This is a genomic window from Deltaproteobacteria bacterium, from assembly GCA_005879535.1.
Lineage (GTDB): Bacteria > Myxococcota > Myxococcia > Myxococcales > 40CM-4-68-19 > 40CM-4-68-19.
Genome location: VBKI01000035.1, coordinates 1 through 18,581, shown reverse-complemented (window position 1 = coordinate 18,581; position 18,581 = coordinate 1). Strand labels below are relative to the sequence as shown.

The window sequence follows — 18,581 nt, the reverse complement described above, 5'->3', positions numbered from 1 at the left end:
TTCCGGCTCACACGCGTGGGCATGAACGCCGAGTCGGATCCGGACCGCTGTCCAGTCGCCAGGGAACCGGCGCTCCATCTCCTGAACGGTTTCCTCAGCCGCGCTCCCATTGCCTGCCGCCAGAAACGCCCAGACGAGATAGCCATAAGCCACCGGGGTGTGATGCTTCCTGACGGACTCCTTCGTTAGTGCCAACATCCGATCGAACCGCCCGCGCAGCTGCCAGGCAACCATCAGCTCGTAGAATCCTTCCGTGAAGACCGGATTGACCGTGAGGCGCTTCTCCAAGTACGCGGCCGCGGTTTCGACATCTCCGGTGTGGTAACTCCAGTCGGCGGCGACACCGCCTATCCATTCATCGTCCGGAAACCGGTCGGCGCAATCTTTCTGCAACGCGACCGCTTCCGCCTGGCGGCCCTGCACGAGGGATAGGCCCGCGCGGGCGCTGCACCGATCCTTCTCTGACAAACGGTCGGCGAGGGTCAGCGCCCTTGTCAGGTCCAACTCGGATTCGACACCTCCGAGCTGAAAGAGACGGAGGTGCGCGAGCGCGAAGTCGGGATCAAGCGCGATCGCCTGGCGGAACTCTTGCCGTGCGACATCGGGGTCCAGGTCGCGTAGGACCAACTGCTCGCCGCGGAACAGATGCCGGTAGGCCTCGAGATTCGCGGTGGTGCTGCGCGCCACTGGCACGCTCGCGGCCTTCAAATCCGGCGGCGTCTCGCCGAGACCTATGCGAACATGCTCGGACACTTGATCGATCATGCCCGGGACGCCCTCCTTGCCACGCCCTTGATCCTTGGCGGCTAGCCGATATTCGTTCTTGCTGGGATCGAGCACCTTTACGTCGATCGCGTAGACTTCGCCGAAACGCCGGATCGAAGCCAGGACCAGCGCATCGAGCGGCACCTGCCTGGCAAGCTCGCGCGCCAACGGCTCATCGATGCGTTGCACGTCCGTCTTTCCCATTTGTTTAAGCGTCTCGTACATCGCACCCCGGGTGAGCACGTGGAGCCGCTTGGATTGCTCCAGCGATGTAATCAGCATCCCGGAAAGGCCGCTCAAGTCCTTGTCGTCCGTCTCGTTGGTGAAGTCGGCCACGGCTATCTTGATACGTGCGGCTCCTTGGCGCTCGCGAATGTACCGTCGAGCCAACAGCGCGAGGGCGAGCGCCGACATCAGCACGACCGCTACGATCACCGTCACGCGGCGACGCCCGGCCATTCCGGCAGTGATGCGCGCGCCCTTGGCGAGCGCATGGAAATCGTCGAGTAGCTCGCCGGCGTTCGCATAACGCGCCGCAGGCTCTTTCTCCAGACAGCGGCCGGCGATCCGCGATAGCGGACCGTTGGGCCGCGCTGCGGGCGAATCGCGCAGGATTGCGTACGCCGTCTCCAGCGTGGTGGTGCGGGCAAACGGCGGCGAGCCGGACAACATCTCGTGCAGGATCGCCCCGCAAGCGAACACGTCGGAGCGGGCGTCGGCGGAATGCCCACGTATCTGCTCCGGCGACATGTACACCGGCGTGCCGATCACCGCGCCGGTATCGGTGCTAAAACGCGCTGGACCGTCCGTCGCCTCGGGCAGTAGCTTGGCGATTCCGAAGTCGAGGATCTTCAGCCGGCCCTCCTCGGTGAGGAAGAGGTTCTCCGGCTTTAGATCGCGGTGGATGATACCCTTCCGGTGCGCGGCGGCGAGCCCATCGGCTAGCTGCGTACCCAGGTCGAGCACCTTTTCGGGGGCGAGCGGTCCGTTCTTCATCACCAATCGAAGCGTCTCGCCTTCGAGCAACTCAGTGACAATGTAGGCCTCGTCCCCGTGCCCCCCGACGTCGTGCACCGCGACGATGTTGGGATGATCGAGCGCGCCGGCCGCGCGCGCTTCCTGTTCAAAACGAACCTGCTGCTGTTCGTCGTGCTTTCCGGGGACGAGCACCTTGAGTGCTATGGCGCGCCCGAGCTTCAGATCGCGCGCCCGCAGCACGCGCCCCATCCCCCCGCGTCCAAGCTCCGCCTCGACGGCATATCGGCCGCCGTAGACTGGCCACTGAGAAGGGACGGCGCCCGCTGGCGTCTCGTCGGGCGTACTGCTGCTCGCTCTTCCGGCCATGGGTCCCTGTCTCTCGACCATGGTCCCATCCCGCAATACAGTCAAATGACCGCGATCAGGCGGCCTATAGATGGGTCATACGCTTCAGCGAAGCCGTGCGGCCTGCGTGCGCACGCATCGCGAATCGTCGGTAGCCGGAATTCCCATCAATGCGTCCCGGGCCTGCCCCCTATCATCGGAAGCGCGGCTGGGGCTTGCGCTGGGCGCCGTCGGTCGCAACGGAATTGAGGTAGTCTGCCCAATTGAGGAAACTGTCCGTCGTGGCGTGCGCGGTAGATCCTCGGCGGGATGGCGTGAGGCTCAACCTTCCAGCTTCCTCTTGACGGCGAGCGTATCCCGGAGGATCGGCAGCACCGCGTGGTCCTTGGACCGGCCAGCCGCTTGTTTCGAGCGGATTACGTCGGCGAGGGAGGCAACGAGGAGCTTCTGGTCACCGACGACGACGACCTGCGCGCGAGACCGCACGGATGAGAACGTCAGGCCGCCAGCGATGCGGTCGTAGTGAATCTCGACGGGCACCGCGAGGCGGCCTTCGATCCATTCGACCTTGCTCAGCTCGGAGACCGGCATCGGAGCGGACCCGCCGATCTCGTCGACGAATCGGGCGAGCTTCCGCCGATTCGTCTTCGTATCCCGGATGAGGAGGCCTATGTCCTGGGTCGTCACCGGCGCCCCATTCAGCATGCTCGCGGAATTGCCGATGATGATGGCCTCGAGTTTCGCCGCACGAAGCGCCTTGGCCAGTGCGACCAGCGTCTTCTCCGAGATGTCAGAAGACATAACGCCCGTCCTTCCGCCGGACGAGGAACACGGCACGGCGCGCGGGTGGCAAGAGAAGACAGCGAACGATCAGACGCAGGTCGCCGGGATCCAGCTCGGGAAGCTGTGGGCCCAGGCGCGCGCACACCTCTGCGACCTCGCGAGCAAGCAGGTTCGCATCGCGCGGCCGCCCGCCGCGTGCCCCGTTGCGACGCGCCGCTGCGCGCTTGGCCGCGCTCTTGTTCAGACCGCCTCGCCGACCCATCTCCCTGGCGTCCACTTGAAACATGATAACCCAAGCGCTTGGGTTTTGCGTCATGCATCCCGCCGACCGCGAAAGGCGGTTCGAGGTAGTGTGCCTGCGTGAGCGAGGCGCGTCAGATCTTCTGGCGTGGGGTGAAGATGAGGTGTCCGCGCTGCGGGCTCGGGCCCATCTTCCGGCGCTGGTGGACGTACACTGAGTATAAGGAGTGTCCGCGCTGCGCGCTGCCCTACGACCCGCGCGGCGAGTCGCTCGGCTTCATGTACCTGAGCACGGCCTTCCTGACCGGCATCATGTTCATCGTGCTCATCACGGTGCCGCCGCGCGATCTCGCCACTTATCGCATCGGACTCGTGACGGGGGCGCTGGCGCTGTATGGCGCGACCTTGCCGTTTCGGAAGGGCATCGCCATCGCCCTCAACTATTTCAACCGTCGCTGACGCGAATCCGCCCCGGGCCGCCGCGCATCATGTCCGCATGGCGGTAGCGCTTCCTCTGGCGTTGATACTCGCGGCGGGCTCGGCCCGCGCCGAGCGGCGCTGGGTGGTCGAGCCCGGCCAGGCGCTGATCACGCTGGATGCCGACCCGTATTCCGCCTTTTCCAGCCGGCTCTCCGGCCAGCTCGAAGAGCTTGCCGACGGGTCGCTCCGTCTCGAGCTGAGAGTGCCTCTGCGCTCGTTCACCGGCGGCGACGCCGGCCGGGATCGCAATCTGCCCCGCGACGGCGACATCGTCTTTCTCCTCACGGCGCCCAAGTCCGGCAAGAATGCCGCGCTCGACCTCGAGGGAACGCTCGTGTTTGGCAACGTCTCGCGCCCCGGGCGCTTCCGGTTCACGATGACCCGGACCGATGCGATGTCCTTCGCCCACGGCGTGATCGACGTGCACTTGCGCTCGTTCGGATTCCAGCTCCCCGCCGGAATGGACGATGCCGCGCGTATTGAGCTGGACACAGGGCTGCGCCAGGACCCCGCCAGAACGTCCCGCGGATAGAATCGCGGCACCTTGAATACCGCCCTGCTCGCCCCGGCATCTTCGACTGCCGCTGAACTGGAGCGCCTCTGCCTGACGCCGCGGCAGATGGTGCCCGGTCACCGCATCCGCTGGCTGTTCGGGGGCGCGCTCGCATATCCGGCGATGCTCGATGCCATCGCGCTCGCCCGCAGCGAGATCCTGCTCGAAATGTACATCTGGGCGAGCGATACCAACGGGCGCCGCTTCGTCGACGCGGTCTGCATCAAGGCCCAGGAGGGCGTGCGGGTGCGCTGCGTGATCGACGGCGCCGGATCGTTCGGCTTCTCCGGCGATGACGTCGCGAAGATGAGGTCCGCCGGCGTCCTGCTCTCGGTCTTCCATCCCGTCGGTCCCTGGCGACGGCGCTGGGGCTGGCAGGTCCGCGACCACCGCAAGCTCTTGATCATCGACGGCCGCGTCGCCTTCTGTGGCGGGATGAACCTGGGCGACGACTACGCCCCGAAAGCTTGGGGCGGCCGCGGCTGGAACGACGTGAACGCGCAGATCGAAGGTCCCGTGCTCCGCGACCTCGAGCGGCTGTTCGAGGAGGGCTGGACGTATGCGGAGCCGGAGAACTGGGACGAAGGGCTCGCGGCGCCAGGTCGGCCACTGCCGGAGCCCGTGGCGATCCACGGTTCCACCACGCGGGTGCAGGCCCTGGCAGTGGGACGCTTCCTCGGACGGCGTCTGGTCCAGCACCACCTGCATCACGCAATCTCGCTGGCGCAGGAGCGCATCTGGATGGAAGCCGCCTACTTCATCCCGAACCGCGCGCTCCGCTCGGTGCTGAGGCGGGCCGCGCGGCGCGGCGTCGACGTGCGGGTGATGTTGCCGCGCCACAGCGACATTCCTTTTCTCAACGACGCCTCCCGGTACACGTGGACGTCGCTGCTCAAGGCGGGCGTCCGCATTTTCGAGTGGCTACCAGGGATGCTGCACGCGAAGACCATCTCCATCGATGGAACCTGGTGCACGGTGGGCTCGTACAACCTCGATTCGCGCAGCCTTCTGTACAACTGGGAGGTGACGCTGGAGGTGCTGGACGACCGCGTCGCCGGGCAGCTCGAGGACAAGTTCCGCGACGACCTCGAGTTCTGCGAAGCCATCATCCCGGACGAGTTCCGCAAGCGCGGCTTCTGGCAGAAGCTGCGGGAACGGGTCTTCTACTTCTTCCGCGTCTGGCTGTGATTCCCGCGCAGCTACTTCGTGGCTGAGCCAGTGATCGTGAAGGTGCAAGTCTCGGTGTTTTCCGCCAGCGTGCCCGAGCTGCTCAGCGTGGCATGATGCCCGTCGCTGGTCGTGAGCGTGTAGTCGTTGACCGTCGTCGTCCCGGGGATGCTGGGGACCGCGGCGTTGCAGCTCACCGGCGCATTCGAAAGCGTTGCCGTGTCGCCGCTGACGCGGAACTTGAAGACACAGCCGTCGGACGAAGTGGACTCCAGGTCCGCTCCCGAACCGGCGGCGAGCTGGATGGTGACGCTGGAGTCTCCCTGTCCCACCGAATCGCCGCAGGTCCGGGTCGTATGCACGGTCGCGGCCCAGTTCCCGATGAACTTCGATACCGCGCTCGACGAGCTGCCGCCGCAGCTTGCCGCGAGAAGCACGAACACGGGACGCAAATGCCAGGCATGCGGGTTCATGGCGTTTCCTCGCTCCGACTCGCCGAAATTTCAGCCGGCACTGCGAGCACGTCCAGCGATTCGTCAAGGGAACGTCACGAACAGGTCGCTGAGGTCCACGGCGTTCGCGGCGTCGCAGAGCAGCGGACCGACACCGAAGATGATCTGCAGGCTCCGCAACGTCGAGCTGTGCGAATACCGAACGGCGTTCGAATATCCGCCGCCTTTCGCAGCCGGTGAGAGCACGACGAACCCAATCGGATGAGCGCCCTCCTCGCTCTCGTCCCAGGTGACGAAGATGGCGCCCCCGTCGAGATACGCGCTGGACTGGCGGATGCGCGGAATCCAGTCCGCGAGCCAGCGATCCCCGTTCGTGATGGAGTCCGTGGTGGCGCACCCCGATGAGTTGTGCATGTCGTTGCAGAGGTCCGGGGTGATGAAGTTGTAGCGCGCCACCGAGCCGTTCGCGAGATCTGCGTCCAGCTCCTGCAGCGGGCGGACGTGCGCGATACACGTGGCGGAGCGGGAATTGTTCCCGTCGGTCACGTCGTCGAAGAACACGAACGGGTTGTGCTTCGCCGCGTACAGGCCGCGGCTCGTGATCGGGCAGTCCGTCCCGTCGATGCCTTCCTGGTAGGCCTTCCAGGAGATACCGGCCTGCGTGAGCAACGAGACCAGGTGATCCCGGTTGGGAAGGTGATGCGACGCGGGGTCGTCGTCGTCCCGGATTCCGTAATCGGTTCCGCCTTCCAGCCAGAGATAGTTGGGCTCACTCGGGTGCAGTCCCGAGTCCGAGTACTGTGTCGCGAAGGATGCCGCCGGCAGGAGCGTCGAGTTCAGGTACGGCGCCGACGCCCTCCCCTGGATTTCTGCCCAGGTCTTGTTCTCCATCACGATGACGAAGACCGTCTTGATCGTTCGCGGCCCTGGCAGGAGGGGGACCAGGGCGCCGCTGCCGTGCGCGCACCCGTCGCGCGACGAGCGCGTGCAGGAGCCCAGGAGCAGTGCCGCGACGAGGACCTGTTTCATGGCCATGCGCGAAGTGCCGTCCATCTCCGCACGAACCCTCGCGCTTCGCAAATTCGTCGCGAAGCGCAATGATGCGCCGCCCGAGACCTCAAGGGGAACGCATGCCGAGGATTTCGCGTCGCACGGTGCTGGAATGGGGAGTGGGGCTTGCGGCAGGGAGCGCCCTCGCCCAGGGAGCCAAGAGCGAACCCGTCTTCAAGCCCGAGAAGGATGCTTCGCTCCGTCTCTTGCGCTGGTCGGGATTCGTCAAATCCGACGAGGAGCTGTGGAACGCCAACACGAAGAAGTTCACCGAAGTCACCGGCGTTCCGGTCAGCGTCGAGTACATCACCTGGGAGGACGTTCGGCCCAAGGCCGCTCTCGCCGCCAACCTCGGCAGCGGTCCGGACATCATCATGGGCTGGTACGACGATCCGCACATCTATCCGCAGAAGCTGGTCGACGTCACCGACCTCGCCGAGGGACTCGGCAAGCAGCTCGGCGGCTGGTACGACGTCGCGCGCACCTACGGGTACAGCAACAAGATGAAGCATTGGATCGCGGTGCCCGTCGGCGGCACGGTGCAATGCCTCACCTATCGGACCGGCTGGGTGAAAGAGGCGGGGTTCGAACAGTTCCCGAAGACGCTGCCCGACCTGCTGAACCTCGCCAAGGCGCTGAAGACCAAGGGCCACCCGATGGGCTTCGCGCTCGGTCACGCGGTGGGCGACGGCAACAACTGGACGCACTGGCTGCTCTGGACGTTCGGCGGCAAGGCGGTCGAGAAGGACACGAAGACCATCGCCATCGCGCAGAAGCCCAGTCTGGACGCCATCGAATACGCGAAGGAGCTCTACGCGCAGATGGCGCCCGGCGTCGCCTCCTGGCTGGACCCGAACAACAACCGCGCCTTCCTCGCCGGCGAGATCTCGCTCACCAACAACGGGATCAGCATCTACTACGCGGCGAAGAAGGACTTCCCGCAGATCGCCGAGGACATCAACCACTCGCCGTTTCCGATCGGGTCGGTGGGGCGTCCCACCGAGCTGGCCAACTTCAGCCAGGCCTTCATCTTCCGGCATTCCCGCTTCCCCAACGCGGCGAAGGAATACATCCGGTTCATGCTTTCACCCGATCAAGCGGGCCCCTGGGTCGACGCGATGAACGGCTACGTCACGCCGGCGCTGAAGCACTACCGCGATCTGCCGGTCTGGACGAAAGACCCGAAGGCGACGCCGTTCCGCGACGGGATCGCGCGCATGCAGCACAACGGTTACGCCGGCGAGCCCGGGCAGCAAGCTGCCGCGGCGCTCGCGGAATTCATCGTCCTCGACATGTTCGCCGACGCCACCGTCAACGGGATGAGCGCGAAGGACGCTGCGGCGCGGGCCGAGAACCGGCTGCGGCGGATCTACCGCGGGTAGATGCCGCGGCTGTCCCTCGATCGCGGACCGCTCCTGCCCACGTTGCTGCTCGGCCCCGCGGCAGTGCTGCTCGGCGGCCTGCTCGCGTTCCCGCTGGCGCTCGGCGTGCTGCTTGGGTTCAAGGACGCCTCCATCGGCGACCCGGGAGCGTTCATCGGGCTCGAGAACTACCGCTACCTGATCACCGATCCGGTGTTCCGCATCACCGCGCTGAATACCGCGCTCTACACGCTGGTGACGGTGGTGTTCAAGCTCGCTCTCGGCCTCGCGCTGGCGCTGATCCTCAACCAGCGGTTTGCGGGATATCGCTTCTGGCGGTCAGTGCTGCTGCTACCTTACGTGGTGCCGACGGTGCTCTCGGCATTCGCCTGGTGGTGGATCCTGGACCCGCAATTCAGCTTCATCAGCTGGGCGCTGGTGAAGGTCGGGCTGCTCGATCACCGGGTGGACTTCCTCGGCCACGCCTGGCTCGCGCGCGGCTCGTTGATGGTGGCGAACGTGTGGCGTGGAATACCGTTCTTCACCGTGGGCTACCTCGCCGGTCTGCAGGCGATCCCCAAGGAGCTGCACGAGGCGGCGGCCATCGACGGCGCCGGCGACTGGCAGATCTTCTGGCGGATCACCTGGGTGCTGCTGCTGCCGCTCACCACCATCCTGACGATCTTCTCGGCCATCTTCACCTTCACCGATTTCCAGCTCATCTGGACCATTACGCGCGGAGGGCCGGCCAACGCGACGCACCTCTTCGTCACGCTTGCGTACCAGCGCGCGATTCCCGGTGGCGCGCTCGGAGAGGGCGCGGCGATCGCCGGCTTCACGCTGCCACTCCTGGCGCTGCTCGGCTGGGGCGCGCTCGACGCGCTGCGGAGGCAGGAATGAAGCGGGTCCTCTCCATCTGGCTGCCGCTCCTGGCCTTCGCGCTGTTCCTGCTCTTTCCCTTCTATTGGATGGTGCTCACCTCCATCAAGCCGAACGACGAGCTGGTCAGCGTCGCCGCGAATCCGTTCTGGGTCTCGCGCCCTACGCTCGATCACGTCCGATACCTGCTCTCGGCGACCAGCTATCCGCGCTGGTTCTGGAACACCATGGCGGTCGCCGCCGCGGCGACGGCCCTCAGCGTCTGCGTCAGCTTCTTCGCCGCCGTCGCTCTCGCCCGCCTCGGGTTCCGCGGCGCCGAAACCGTCAGCCTCGGCATCTATCTGGCGTACCTGATCCCGCCCGCCATCCTCTTCATTCCCCTCGCGGAGGTGATGCTGAAGCTGGGCTGGTTCGATCGCCTCTGGGCGCTGGTGCCCGTCTATTCGACCTTTCTGGTCCCCTTCTGCACCTGGCTCCTCGTCGGCTACCTGAAAACGATTCCGCGCGAGCTGGAGGAGGCGGCCATGGTCGACGGTGCGAGCCGGCTCCGCATCGTCTTCGAGATCATCCTGCCGCTGAGCATCCCCGGTTTGATCTCCGCGATCATCTTTTGCTTCACGCTCTCCTGGAACGAGTATCTGTACGCCCTCGTCTTCATGTCTTCGCCGGGGCACAAGACCGTTCCGGTGGGGCTCGCGACCGAGCTTGTGCGCGGCGACATCTACCAATGGGGGCCGCTGATGGCGGGCGCTTTGCTCGGCAGCCTTCCGGTGGTGGTGCTCTACTTCTTCTTCGTCGAGCACTACGTGGCCGGCATGTCGGGAGCGCTCAAGGGCTGAATGCAGTATCCTGCGGCGATGCCGGACACGACCGAGACCGCGCGCGACGAGATGATCGGACGCGTCGTCGGATCCTGGCGTGTGATCAAGCTGCTTGGCGAAGGAGGAATGGGCTCGGTCTACATGGGCGAGCATCCCGCCATCGGCTCGAAAGTCGCCATCAAGATGCTCCATCCCCGGTTCGATGCCGACGAGCGGATCGTCGAGCGCTTCTTCAACGAGGCCAAGGCAGTCAACGTCATCGGCCACGAGAACATCGTCAGCATCCTCGACTTCAACGTTGCCGACGGCAGGCGCCACTATTTCGTGATGGAGTTCCTCCATGGCCGGGCGCTGCAGGCTCTGGTCGAGGCGGGAACCCCTCTTCCGCTGGAGCGGGTGGGACCGATCCTCCTCCAGTGCTGCCGCGCGCTGCAGGCCGCGCATGAGCGCGGAATCGTCCACCGCGACTTCAAGCCCGACAACGTGTTCCTCATCGATCGCAGCGGCCGCGCCGATTTCGTCAAGCTCGTGGACTTCGGCATCGCCAAGCTGACGGACTCGCCGAACGCGCACCTGACGCAGACCGGCACGGTGATGGGAACCCCCGCGTACATGTCGCCGGAGCAGGCGGCAGGCGAATCGACCATCGATGCCCGCAGCGACATCTATTCTCTCGGCGTCACCATGTTCCAGATGATGACGGGGAAGCAGCCCTTCGCCGAGGCCGGCCCCTCGTTCGGCAGGATCCTCGCAGCCCACCTGAGGGAACCGCCGCCGCGGCCGCGCGCGATCGCTCCGGAGATTCCGGCGGAGCTGGAGGAGATCATCCTCAAGACGCTGGAGAAGAATCCCGACGACAGGTACCAGACGATGTCCGAGCTGCACGACGCGCTGCTCGGATGCATGGAAGGGCTGGGCATCAGCCTCGAGCTCCCGCCCGTCGGCGATCGTCAGGGGACGACCAGCGCCAAGGCCCCGGCGGCTCGTCGCAGCAATCCCGCTATGACACCCGCGCGCGGTGCCACGCTTCCGCAGACGGCCCACACGGTCGCGCATCCCGCGCCGCGGCCTCGAGGCATCGCACCGGTCGTCATCGTCGGAGCGGGCGCGGCGGTCGCGGTCGCGATCGTCGTGCTGGCTCTCTCCGGGTCCCGCTGGTCGAGCACCCCCCAACCGCGAAAAGCGATGCCCGTGCCCGCGCCGGCCGCGCCCGTAGAGGCCGCCGAACAGAAGCCGCCTCCGTCGGCACAGCCGCTACCCCCATCGGCGCAACAGCCACCGCCATCGACCAAGCAGCAGCCCTCTGACATACCGCCCGCGGCACAGCGATCCAGCGGACAGACCCGTGCGGCGCCGGAGCGCACCGTCGCGAAGGCGACGAAACCCGATCGCGAATCGCCGCCGCCGGCAGCGGTTCCACGGCGCATCGCGGTGTTCTTCCAGTGTGCGGGCGCCCAGGAAGTCTGTTCCGCGCTCCGGACGGCGCTGGACGACGAGCTACAGAAGGCGCGCTTCGCCAGCGTGCGGAGCGCAGCGCGGGCCGACATCGGCATCGCCGCCAGAATCGCCGCGGTCCAGGGCCGCGTCACGCCGGACCTCCAGTTCGCGGTGCGGACGTACTCCATCGATGTCAGCGGCGAGGCGGTCCAGAGCAGCGAGGCGGTCGCGATGCCCGCGCCGACGACGCTCAGCTACGACCCCAGCTTCGGAAGCGAGCGGGTCGCAGAGAAGGCGCGCCTGGTCGCCGGCGAGGTTGCCGAGAGGCTGCAGGCTTTCGTCGCCAACCAGCGCCGCTGAACGCGCCTATTGCTTGCGGATGGTGTCCTTCGGCTTCGCCGCGCCGGTGAAGTTGATGACGGCGTACTTGCTCTGCACCTCGACCACCGCGCCATCTCCGGTTTGTTTCTGATCGGCGCCGAGCTTTGCGCCCGTATCCGGATCGATCAGCGCTTCGCCGACGGTGAAGACCATGAACCGGTCGCCCACCTTGATCCCCGACAAGGCGCCGAGGTTGATCCAGGCCTTGGTGCCTTCGACCTTGATGACCTTCCCCTGCAGTCCTCCCGCGGGTGCCGCAGCCGACGCGATGCGGGAGAGGTAGTCGCCGGATCCCAGCTTTCCCACCACCGCCTTTGCTGCCTTCTGGATCGTCTCGCTGGCGATGCCCCACTCGCTGTCGCGGGTCAGGCTGGTGCCTTTGAGAAAGCCCCCGCCCGACTTCACGTCGCCATCCGCGGAGATCGACACCACGCGCTCCGCGGTCGTGGTGTCGACGAATCGGAGGCTGATGGTGGCGAACGACTGCACCATGTGGCCACCGACGCTGAAGGGGCCGACGGCGGCCTTGGTGACGTCGATGTTGAACTTGTCGATCCCGCCCATCACCACGTACTGGACGCCGAGGAGCTTTCCGACTTTGGCGGCCGTCGTGGGATCGACGGCACCGGCCGTCGCCAGCCCTTGCTCCTTGAGCACGAGGTTGAGCTTGTCGCGCTCCACCACGCTGAACTTCGCGGAGAGCAGCTGGTTCTCGGAGAACTCGGTATCGATCTGGTTGCGTGCCGCGGGACCGAGCTGATTGGAATACCAGTGCTGGCTTCCGGCGTGGTTCTCGAACTCCCACACCGCAACGCGGATCTTCCCCTGGGCAAATCCGCTGGACGGCAACGCGAGCAAGAGCGCCAAAGACGCAACCGCACACGACGACGTCTTCCCCCTCATGACGCACCTCGATGCGGGCCAGCAGGCCCATCAGGATGTAGCGAGCGAGTATACGCCCGTCAGTCCCCGAAGCGTTCCTTGCCCAGGCGGCGCTCGATCCAGAGGTACTGGATCAGGACCTGGGCACAGACCAACATCGGAGTCGCCACCACGATCCCCATCAGACCGAAGACGGCGCCGAACACCCCTTGGCCGACGAGCATCAGGGCAGGGCGGATCTCGACCGCTCGTTTCATCACCAGGGGCTCCACCAGATATCCCTCGACGAGGTGGACGCCGACGTAGACCGCCCCCGCGAGCGCGAAGTGCCGCGGCGACTGCGCAAGTCCCGCCAGCAGACCGGGTACGGCGCTGGCGACGGCCCCTACGTACGGTACGAAAGTGCCGAGGAAGGTGAGGACGCCGAGGAGCAGCCACTCTTCGATTCCCACCAGCGAGAGCGCGACGGCCGTGAGCGTTCCCATCAGGGTCATCGAGACGACGATGCCGCCTACCCATTTGCGCAGCCCCTGGCTCGTGCGCCGCCACGCCTCGTCGAACACGGCCTCATGCTCCCGCGGAACCATCAGCCGGACTCCGCGGCGGTACACCTCGGGCTGGTAGACGAGGAAGGCGCCGAGCACGATGACGAGGATGATGCTCGTGACGCCGGATACGACGGCGACGACCGCCGGCACAGCCTTCTCTCCCACCTTCGCCGCGACTTCGGGCGCTTTCTGCGCCGTTCCGCCGCCCTTGTCCTGGCTCCCGCCGGTGGCCGACTGGACGCGGCGGACCCAGCCTTGCGCCTTCTGGATCGCGCGCGGCGCGCTCTCGCGCAACTGGTCGATCTCCTTCTCCAACGTCGGCGCCGCGAGCGCCGCGATGCCGACCGCCGCTCCGACCAGCCCAACCAGCACGAGGAGCAGCGCCATGCCGCGCGACATGACGCGCGAGAGCCAGCCGACAGGGAACGAGAAGACCACCCCGATGAGCACGCCGAGGAACGCGAGCAGTACGATCTCGCGCGCGAGCCAGAGCGCCGCGAGCGCAGCGGCGCTGGCGAGGACGATCAGGCCGACCTGCACGGCGCGTTTGCGCTCGGCGATGGATTCCACGCGCGCAGTTGCGTACGCGCTTCCGGCGCTGCGCGCGAGCGCGCGTGATCGTCATTGGCCTGCAACGAACAGGTCCGCAAGCGGCGCGATCACTTCTGCGCTGGCCGCCTGGCGATGACCCGGATGGTGCTACAGCGCGAGGCTGAGGTCGCCGATGGCAAAGTCAGCGATGGAGACGACCTCCGCCCCCGCCTTGTTCAGGAGCGCAGCGCGAGCTGCGGTGCCCAGGTTGCTGCCGCTGAAGATCTGCCCCGGCGCTGACCCATTCAAGTCGACGACGATGCTGAACACCGTGGCGCCGGCCGACAGGGTGACGTCGCCGTCCGTCGCCGCCTGCTTCTTACGGGCGACACCGACGACCAGCATGTTCTGCAGCGGTCCGGCGGATGGGACCGCCGCTGCCGCCGTCGCGGGAGAGCTGCCGGCGTCGAGCACGGATGCATTGAGGACGAGGCCCGTCGCCGGAACGAACGTCACCATGGCGGGATCCATCGGGAGCGTCAGCGCGATGCCGAAGCCGCTCAGCGCGTTCGAGCCGACCTGCAGATCGAGCACGAGGTGCGTGGCGGTGGAAGCGGCATTGCGCACCAGCCTGAGCTTCCCGCCCGCGGCCGGGTCGTCGTACTGGACGTGGAGTGACGCCGCGTGCACGGTGACGGTGGTCGAGCTCGTCGTGACGCCGCCCAATCCAGTGGCGGTGAGCACGTAGGTTGTGTCGACCCGCGGAGATACCGAGACCGAAGTCAGCCCGGTCACCAGCCCAACTCCCTGATCGATCGAGAGCGAAGTGGCATTGCTCACGGTCCACGACAGCGTGGACGACACTCCGACGGCGACGGATGCCGGGCTGCCCTTGAAGCTGGAGATCACCGGCGCAGGAATCACGGTGACCGTCGTCGTCGCGGTGACCGTGCCGCCGAGCCCCGTCGCGGTCAAAGTGTACGTCGTGGTGACCGAGGGCGTCACGACGGTCGAAGTGCCGGCGACCGCGCCGACGCCGTGGTCGATGGTCAGCGAAGTGGCATTGCTGACGCTCCAGGACAGCGTCGAAGAGCTGCCGATGCCGATCGTAGCGGGGCTGCCGGCGAAGCTCGCGATCGCGGGTGCCCGCGCGCGAACGGTCACCGTTATGGAGGAGGTCGCGGTCCCGCCCGCATTCGTCGCGGTGAGCAGGTAGGTCGTCGTGTCGATCGGTTGCACGACCACCGAATTTCCCGTGACGGCGCCGACGCCGTGGTCAATGGAGATCGAGGTCGCATTCGTGAGCGACCAGCGCAACGTCGTCGACTGCCCCGGAGACACCGTGGAAGCATCGGCCGTGAATGAGTTGATCACCGGAGGAGGAGTGTTCTGCGTGCCGCCCCCGCCGTTCGTCGAGCACGCTGCCAGCAGGAAGAGCGCGGCACTCAAAGCGCGTGGCGCGTTCATGGCCTTCCTCCCAGCTTCGCAGCGAGCGCGGCGAAGTCGTTCGCGTCGATGGAGTTGGTGGTGCCCGTCAGGTTGCCGATGGCGGTGTAGTCGGCGTCGGCATTGGTGGTGAGCAGCGCTGCCGCCTCGCGGACCAGGTCGATCCCGTCGATGAGCTGGTCGAAGTTGAAGTCGCCGTTGCCGGCGATGCCTGCCGGCGAACCTCCACTCCTCGGGTAGATCTCCCAGAAACCGCGGCCGTACGTGGCGATGCGCACGGAGCTTCCATCGAAGGCGATGGAGACGTCGGTGACGCTGACCAGCGGCAATCCGGTTCCGTAGCGTGACCAGTTCGCGCCACCGTCGATCGAGCGGTAAAGGCCGACTTCCGTACCGACGTAGATGGTCTGGTTGTCTCCGGGGTCGACCTTCACGACGTTGATGGGGACGTTCGGGAGCGCGCCCGCTCCGGAGCCATGCACCGCCGTCCAGCTCGAGCTGCCCAGCGCGTGCGCGTTGGTGCTCTTGAAGAGATGGCCGACGGTGTCGGGGATCGGGATGGTGGTCGAGGTGCAGACCGTGCTGGTGCGCGTCCCCTTCGAGCTGACCCAGACGGTGTTGCCGGTGGCGTCGCCGGGATCGAACGCGATGCTGCTCGGCTGCACGCAGTTTCCGGAGTTGTCCGGGTACACCCTCACCGTCTCGTTCCAGCTCGCGCCTCCATTCGTGGTCACATAAGCGCGGGACAAGCTGACCGCTGCGTACGCGCTCGCCACTCTCGGATTCGTGGCCGCATTCATCAGCGGCAGGGGGAAGGCGCTGGTGGTGTTGGTGCAGCCGTTACGGGAGTTGGCGCAAGTGATGGTGCCGTTGATCGAGCTCCAGCTCGAAGCTCCATCGGTCGTCCGATAGACGTGACCGAGCTGCGTGCCCGCCTCCGTGAGCGGAGTGAGAAACGTTCTTCCGTTGGTGTCCGTGATGTCGGTCGCGATCTTCATGACGAACGTGTATTGCGGGTCGAGATTGATGCCGATGCCGGTCATGGCGGAGCTGAAATTGGCGCCGCCGTCCAGCGACAGGTTGACCTGGCTGACGTACGTCTCGATCAGAAGCGATCCGGCCTGGTCGCCGGTCGATGCGCACCCCACCCCGACGCCGAAACCATCGCCGCCCGCGATCTGGTTGAAGACCGTCGGATCTCCGGAGCCAGGCAGGACACGAAGCCGCGCGCCGTTGTCCTGGAACCCGCCGAAGACGATGTCCGCCGTCGCCGCGGGCACGTGGCAGCTCGCGGTGTCGGCCCGTTCCGCGGCCGTGGCCACCGTGTAGATCAGGTGCGAGACGATGCCGCGGTTCATCCGATCCTCGAAGTGCGCATTGCCGTTGGCGGCGGTGAAGACATCGGTGCCGCGGAAGATGCCCCCATCGGTTCCAGCGTAGAACCGCATCGATCCGCCTGCGTATGAGATCGCCGCCGCGTGGTAGTCCGCGTGCACGTACGTGTCGTCGCCCATCGAGACGAATTGTGGGAGCCAATCGGCCATCACCGCCCAGGTGACGCCTCCGTCGAGGCTTCGCACCAGGCACAGATTGCCTCCGACCAGCAAGCGGTTGTGGTTCTGCGGGTCGACGGCGATCATCTGGTTGTAGAAGGCCTGGCCATGCATCACGTCCAGATCGGACTGATCGGCGTTCGGGTTCACCGGCGCGCGGCTCGAGTTCACCGCCAGGCTCGACCAGGTCTGACCGCCATCGTCCGAGCGGAACACGTCTTTCTGGGCCGTTCGCGCGCCGTTCTCCGCGAGTATGTAGACGCGCGCCGTCGCCGCGTCTCCGAGATCGCCCGGCGACGCCGCCACGGTCATGCGGCTCACGTCGCTGAAGCCGCCGATCTTGGCCCAGCTGGCGCCGTCGTCCACGCTGCGCCAGACCTTTCCACTCCCGTCGATTCCATCCTGCGAGGTGGCCACCCAGACCTGTTCCCCCACGCGCGCCACGCTCCAGAAAATCTGCGGATTGTGCGCGACGTCTACGTCGAGCAGCGACCATCCGGTGCCGACGCCGCCCTCGACGGAACGGAAGAGTCCTACGTCCGTTGCGGCGAGCACCACGTCACCGGTGGCGTCGTACGCGATCTCGCGCACCGACGTCGCCGTCAGCGGGAGAAAACCGGGATACGTCCCGGAAAGGACGACGGGTCCCTGCCACGTCGCGCCGCCATCGTCGGAATGAAAGAACCCGGGGACCTGCACGTCGAACGGGTCGCCGAGGCCGAGGAGAAGGCTGTCGGGGTTTCCGGGGCTCATCGCGATCGCTCCGATGGAGAGCGAGCCGAGCGTCTCGGTGATCGGCATCCAGTGCGGCCCGTTGGTCGCGCCGATGGCGGCCGTCGCGTCGAACGTCTTCCACACGCCCCCGCCCGAAGTGGCCAGGTAGACGACGTCGGGATTCGTCGGGTGCACCAGGATCGTGCGCGGGCGGCCGGAGTCGACCTTGTGATAGGTGACTCCGTTCGTCTCGAAGTTCGCGCTGGAAGGGCCGAGGTTCACCCAGGCATTGCCGGGCGCGCGTGCGGCCTGGACCGGTCCTTCGGCGGCGTTCGACAGACCCCACCGCCGTGCCTCCAACCGCGCGGTCTCCAGGATCCGCAGGCGATCCTCGGACGTGCGCACGCCCTCCTCGATCGCGCGCGCCGCCTGCCTTCCGCGCGGGTCGTCCGCGACACCACCTTCAATCTCCGCTCTTACAGCGGCGCCAGCCCACACAAGTGCCAGCAAAAGGACGAACCCGCCTCGCTTCATCGAGCTTTCCCCTCCGCGATCGCCGCGCCTGGACCAGAAGCGCGTCACCTCCGACTGCAGGAAGGATACCTTCGAGGGCCGGGCACGACCCAGCGGAAAAATCTGCGAGCTCAGTCCGCGGGAGTCGCCCGCGTCACGCAGCGCCCTGCGTCACAGACCGGAGCGACGTTCTGCAGCGGCGGACGGCAGAGCGGCTGCGGACAGGATCCCGCTTTGCCTGAGCAGGTCGGAATCCGGGCCTCGAGCTCCTCGGCCCGCTTCCGCGTGACGGCGCGGGGGGTGCAGAGCATCGGGCAGCACGCGCCCGGCGCAACCCTCGTAAATCCGCAGTCCGCGTCTTTCTGGCAGGGCGTGTCCTCGGCGGCTCCCGCATCGCCGGTGGGGGCAACGACGCTTGGCGATTCCTCGCGCGCGCCACCGTCGCGCGGCGATACGCAGGCAAGCACGACGAGCGCAAGGACCGCGCGTGCATTCATCGGAACAGCATAGCGCGTCGAAAAGAAGCCGCGAATCGACCTACGGCTCTGACAGACCGTACCCCCATTTGCGTGGTAGCCCACTGGTCTGCGACAACCGCACCGGGGGGGACCCGTTGGACCAGACAGAGTTGAGGGCTGAGATCACGCGGCTGCACAAATTGATCTCGGAGGCAGCACAGCAAGCCAAGGGGCAGAACGTAAC

General features: G+C 66.5%; 17 protein-coding genes. 7 read left to right on the top strand and 10 right to left on the bottom strand.

The window, feature by feature from the left end:
- The 3 genes from E6J58_02365 to E6J58_02355 all read right to left on the bottom strand — a co-directional run.
- Positions 1 to 2,130 (bottom strand): hypothetical protein (locus E6J58_02365; GenBank protein TMB42004.1); only part of this gene is annotated, 2,130 nt, incomplete at its 3' end.
- Between the two features lie 279 nt (positions 2,131 to 2,409).
- A complete protein-coding gene (locus E6J58_02360) occupies positions 2,410 to 2,889 on the bottom strand; it encodes a hypothetical protein (GenBank protein TMB42003.1) in 480 nt (159 codons plus the stop codon).
- On the bottom strand, positions 2,879 to 3,148 hold the full coding sequence (locus tag E6J58_02355; protein ID TMB42002.1) for a hypothetical protein: 270 nt from the start codon (positions 3,146 to 3,148) through the stop codon (positions 2,879 to 2,881). The genes E6J58_02360 and E6J58_02355 overlap by 11 nt, the downstream gene beginning before the upstream one ends.
- An 83-nt stretch (positions 3,149 to 3,231) precedes the next feature.
- Here E6J58_02355 and E6J58_02350 point away from each other — a divergent pair, with 83 nt between their 5' ends.
- From E6J58_02350 to E6J58_02340, 3 genes are read left to right on the top strand one after another with little or no spacing between them, the layout of a single operon-like run.
- Complete coding sequence (locus tag E6J58_02350) at positions 3,232 to 3,570, top strand: hypothetical protein (protein ID TMB42001.1); 339 nt, start codon at positions 3,232 to 3,234, stop codon at positions 3,568 to 3,570.
- A gap of 37 nt (positions 3,571 to 3,607) precedes the next feature.
- Positions 3,608 to 4,123, top strand: coding sequence for a YceI family protein (locus E6J58_02345; GenBank protein TMB42000.1), 516 nt, complete (start codon positions 3,608 to 3,610; stop codon positions 4,121 to 4,123).
- A gap of 12 nt (positions 4,124 to 4,135) precedes the next feature.
- Complete coding sequence (locus E6J58_02340; protein TMB41999.1) at positions 4,136 to 5,332, top strand: hypothetical protein; 1,197 nt, start codon at positions 4,136 to 4,138, stop codon at positions 5,330 to 5,332.
- Positions 5,333 to 5,343: 11 nt separating this feature from the next.
- Here the strand turns inward: E6J58_02340 and E6J58_02335 are convergent, their stop codons facing one another.
- Complete coding sequence (locus E6J58_02335; GenBank protein TMB41998.1) at positions 5,344 to 5,784, bottom strand: hypothetical protein; 441 nt, start codon at positions 5,782 to 5,784, stop codon at positions 5,344 to 5,346.
- Positions 5,785 to 5,847: 63 nt separating this feature from the next.
- Positions 5,848 to 6,816 carry a phosphoesterase gene (locus E6J58_02330; protein ID TMB41997.1) on the bottom strand — a complete coding sequence of 323 codons (969 nt, stop codon included), beginning with the start codon at positions 6,814 to 6,816 and terminating at the stop codon, positions 5,848 to 5,850.
- Positions 6,817 to 6,893: 77 nt separating this feature from the next.
- Between E6J58_02330 and E6J58_02325 the strand changes: the two genes are divergently transcribed.
- Genes E6J58_02325 through E6J58_02310 form a run of 4 tightly spaced genes read left to right on the top strand, consistent with a single transcriptional unit; the run spans position 6,894 to position 11,671 of the window.
- Entirely contained in the window at positions 6,894 to 8,195 is a 1,302-nt protein-coding gene (locus tag E6J58_02325) for an extracellular solute-binding protein (protein TMB41996.1), read from the top strand.
- Entirely contained in the window at positions 8,196 to 9,074 is an 879-nt protein-coding gene (locus E6J58_02320; protein TMB41995.1) for a sugar ABC transporter permease, read from the top strand.
- Entirely contained in the window at positions 9,071 to 9,892 is an 822-nt protein-coding gene (locus tag E6J58_02315) for a carbohydrate ABC transporter permease (protein ID TMB41994.1), read from the top strand. Before E6J58_02320 ends, E6J58_02315 begins: the two co-directional genes overlap by 4 nt.
- On the top strand, positions 9,893 to 11,671 hold the full coding sequence (locus E6J58_02310) for a serine/threonine protein kinase (GenBank protein ID TMB41993.1): 1,779 nt from the start codon (positions 9,893 to 9,895) through the stop codon (positions 11,669 to 11,671). It begins immediately after the preceding gene.
- Positions 11,672 to 11,677: 6 nt separating this feature from the next.
- Here E6J58_02310 and E6J58_02305 read toward each other — a convergent pair whose 3' ends face one another.
- From E6J58_02305 to E6J58_02285, 5 genes are all read right to left on the bottom strand, one after another.
- Positions 11,678 to 12,595, bottom strand: coding sequence for a hypothetical protein (locus E6J58_02305; GenBank protein ID TMB41992.1), 918 nt, complete (start codon positions 12,593 to 12,595; stop codon positions 11,678 to 11,680).
- A 59-nt stretch (positions 12,596 to 12,654) separates the two neighbouring features.
- Positions 12,655 to 13,692: an AI-2E family transporter gene (locus E6J58_02300; protein TMB41991.1), complete on the bottom strand. Its 1,038-nt coding sequence runs from the start codon at positions 13,690 to 13,692 to the stop codon at positions 12,655 to 12,657.
- Positions 13,693 to 13,821: 129 nt separating this feature from the next.
- A complete protein-coding gene (locus E6J58_02295; GenBank protein ID TMB41990.1) occupies positions 13,822 to 15,120 on the bottom strand; it encodes a hypothetical protein in 1,299 nt (432 codons plus the stop codon).
- Positions 15,117 to 17,771 (bottom strand): hypothetical protein, encoded by a 2,655-nt coding sequence (locus tag E6J58_02290; protein ID TMB41989.1) that lies wholly within the window; start codon positions 17,769 to 17,771, stop codon positions 15,117 to 15,119. Before E6J58_02290 ends, E6J58_02295 begins: the two co-directional genes overlap by 4 nt.
- A 239-nt stretch (positions 17,772 to 18,010) precedes the next feature.
- Positions 18,011 to 18,376 (bottom strand): hypothetical protein, encoded by a 366-nt coding sequence (locus E6J58_02285; protein TMB41988.1) that lies wholly within the window; start codon positions 18,374 to 18,376, stop codon positions 18,011 to 18,013.
- Positions 18,377 to 18,581 lie beyond the last annotated feature (205 nt).

Excerpts from the sequence above, each read along its gene's own strand:
- E6J58_02360 (TMB42003.1), bottom strand. The coding sequence starts at position 2,889 with ATGTCTTCTGACATCTCGGAGAAGACGCTGGTCGCACTGGCCAAGGCG.
- E6J58_02345 (TMB42000.1), top strand. The coding sequence starts at position 3,608 with ATGGCGGTAGCGCTTCCTCTGGCGTTGATACTCGCGGCGGGCTCGGCC.
- E6J58_02335 (TMB41998.1), bottom strand. The coding sequence starts at position 5,784 with ATGAACCCGCATGCCTGGCATTTGCGTCCCGTGTTCGTGCTTCTCGCG.
- E6J58_02330 (TMB41997.1), bottom strand. The coding sequence starts at position 6,816 with ATGGACGGCACTTCGCGCATGGCCATGAAACAGGTCCTCGTCGCGGCA.
- E6J58_02325 (TMB41996.1), top strand. The coding sequence starts at position 6,894 with ATGCCGAGGATTTCGCGTCGCACGGTGCTGGAATGGGGAGTGGGGCTT.
- E6J58_02320 (TMB41995.1), top strand. The coding sequence starts at position 8,196 with ATGCCGCGGCTGTCCCTCGATCGCGGACCGCTCCTGCCCACGTTGCTG.
- E6J58_02315 (TMB41994.1), top strand. The coding sequence starts at position 9,071 with ATGAAGCGGGTCCTCTCCATCTGGCTGCCGCTCCTGGCCTTCGCGCTG.
- E6J58_02310 (TMB41993.1), top strand. The coding sequence starts at position 9,893 with ATGCAGTATCCTGCGGCGATGCCGGACACGACCGAGACCGCGCGCGAC.
- E6J58_02305 (TMB41992.1), bottom strand. The coding sequence starts at position 12,595 with ATGAGGGGGAAGACGTCGTCGTGTGCGGTTGCGTCTTTGGCGCTCTTG.
- E6J58_02295 (TMB41990.1), bottom strand. The coding sequence starts at position 15,120 with ATGAACGCGCCACGCGCTTTGAGTGCCGCGCTCTTCCTGCTGGCAGCG.
- E6J58_02285 (TMB41988.1), bottom strand. The coding sequence starts at position 18,376 with ATGAATGCACGCGCGGTCCTTGCGCTCGTCGTGCTTGCCTGCGTATCG.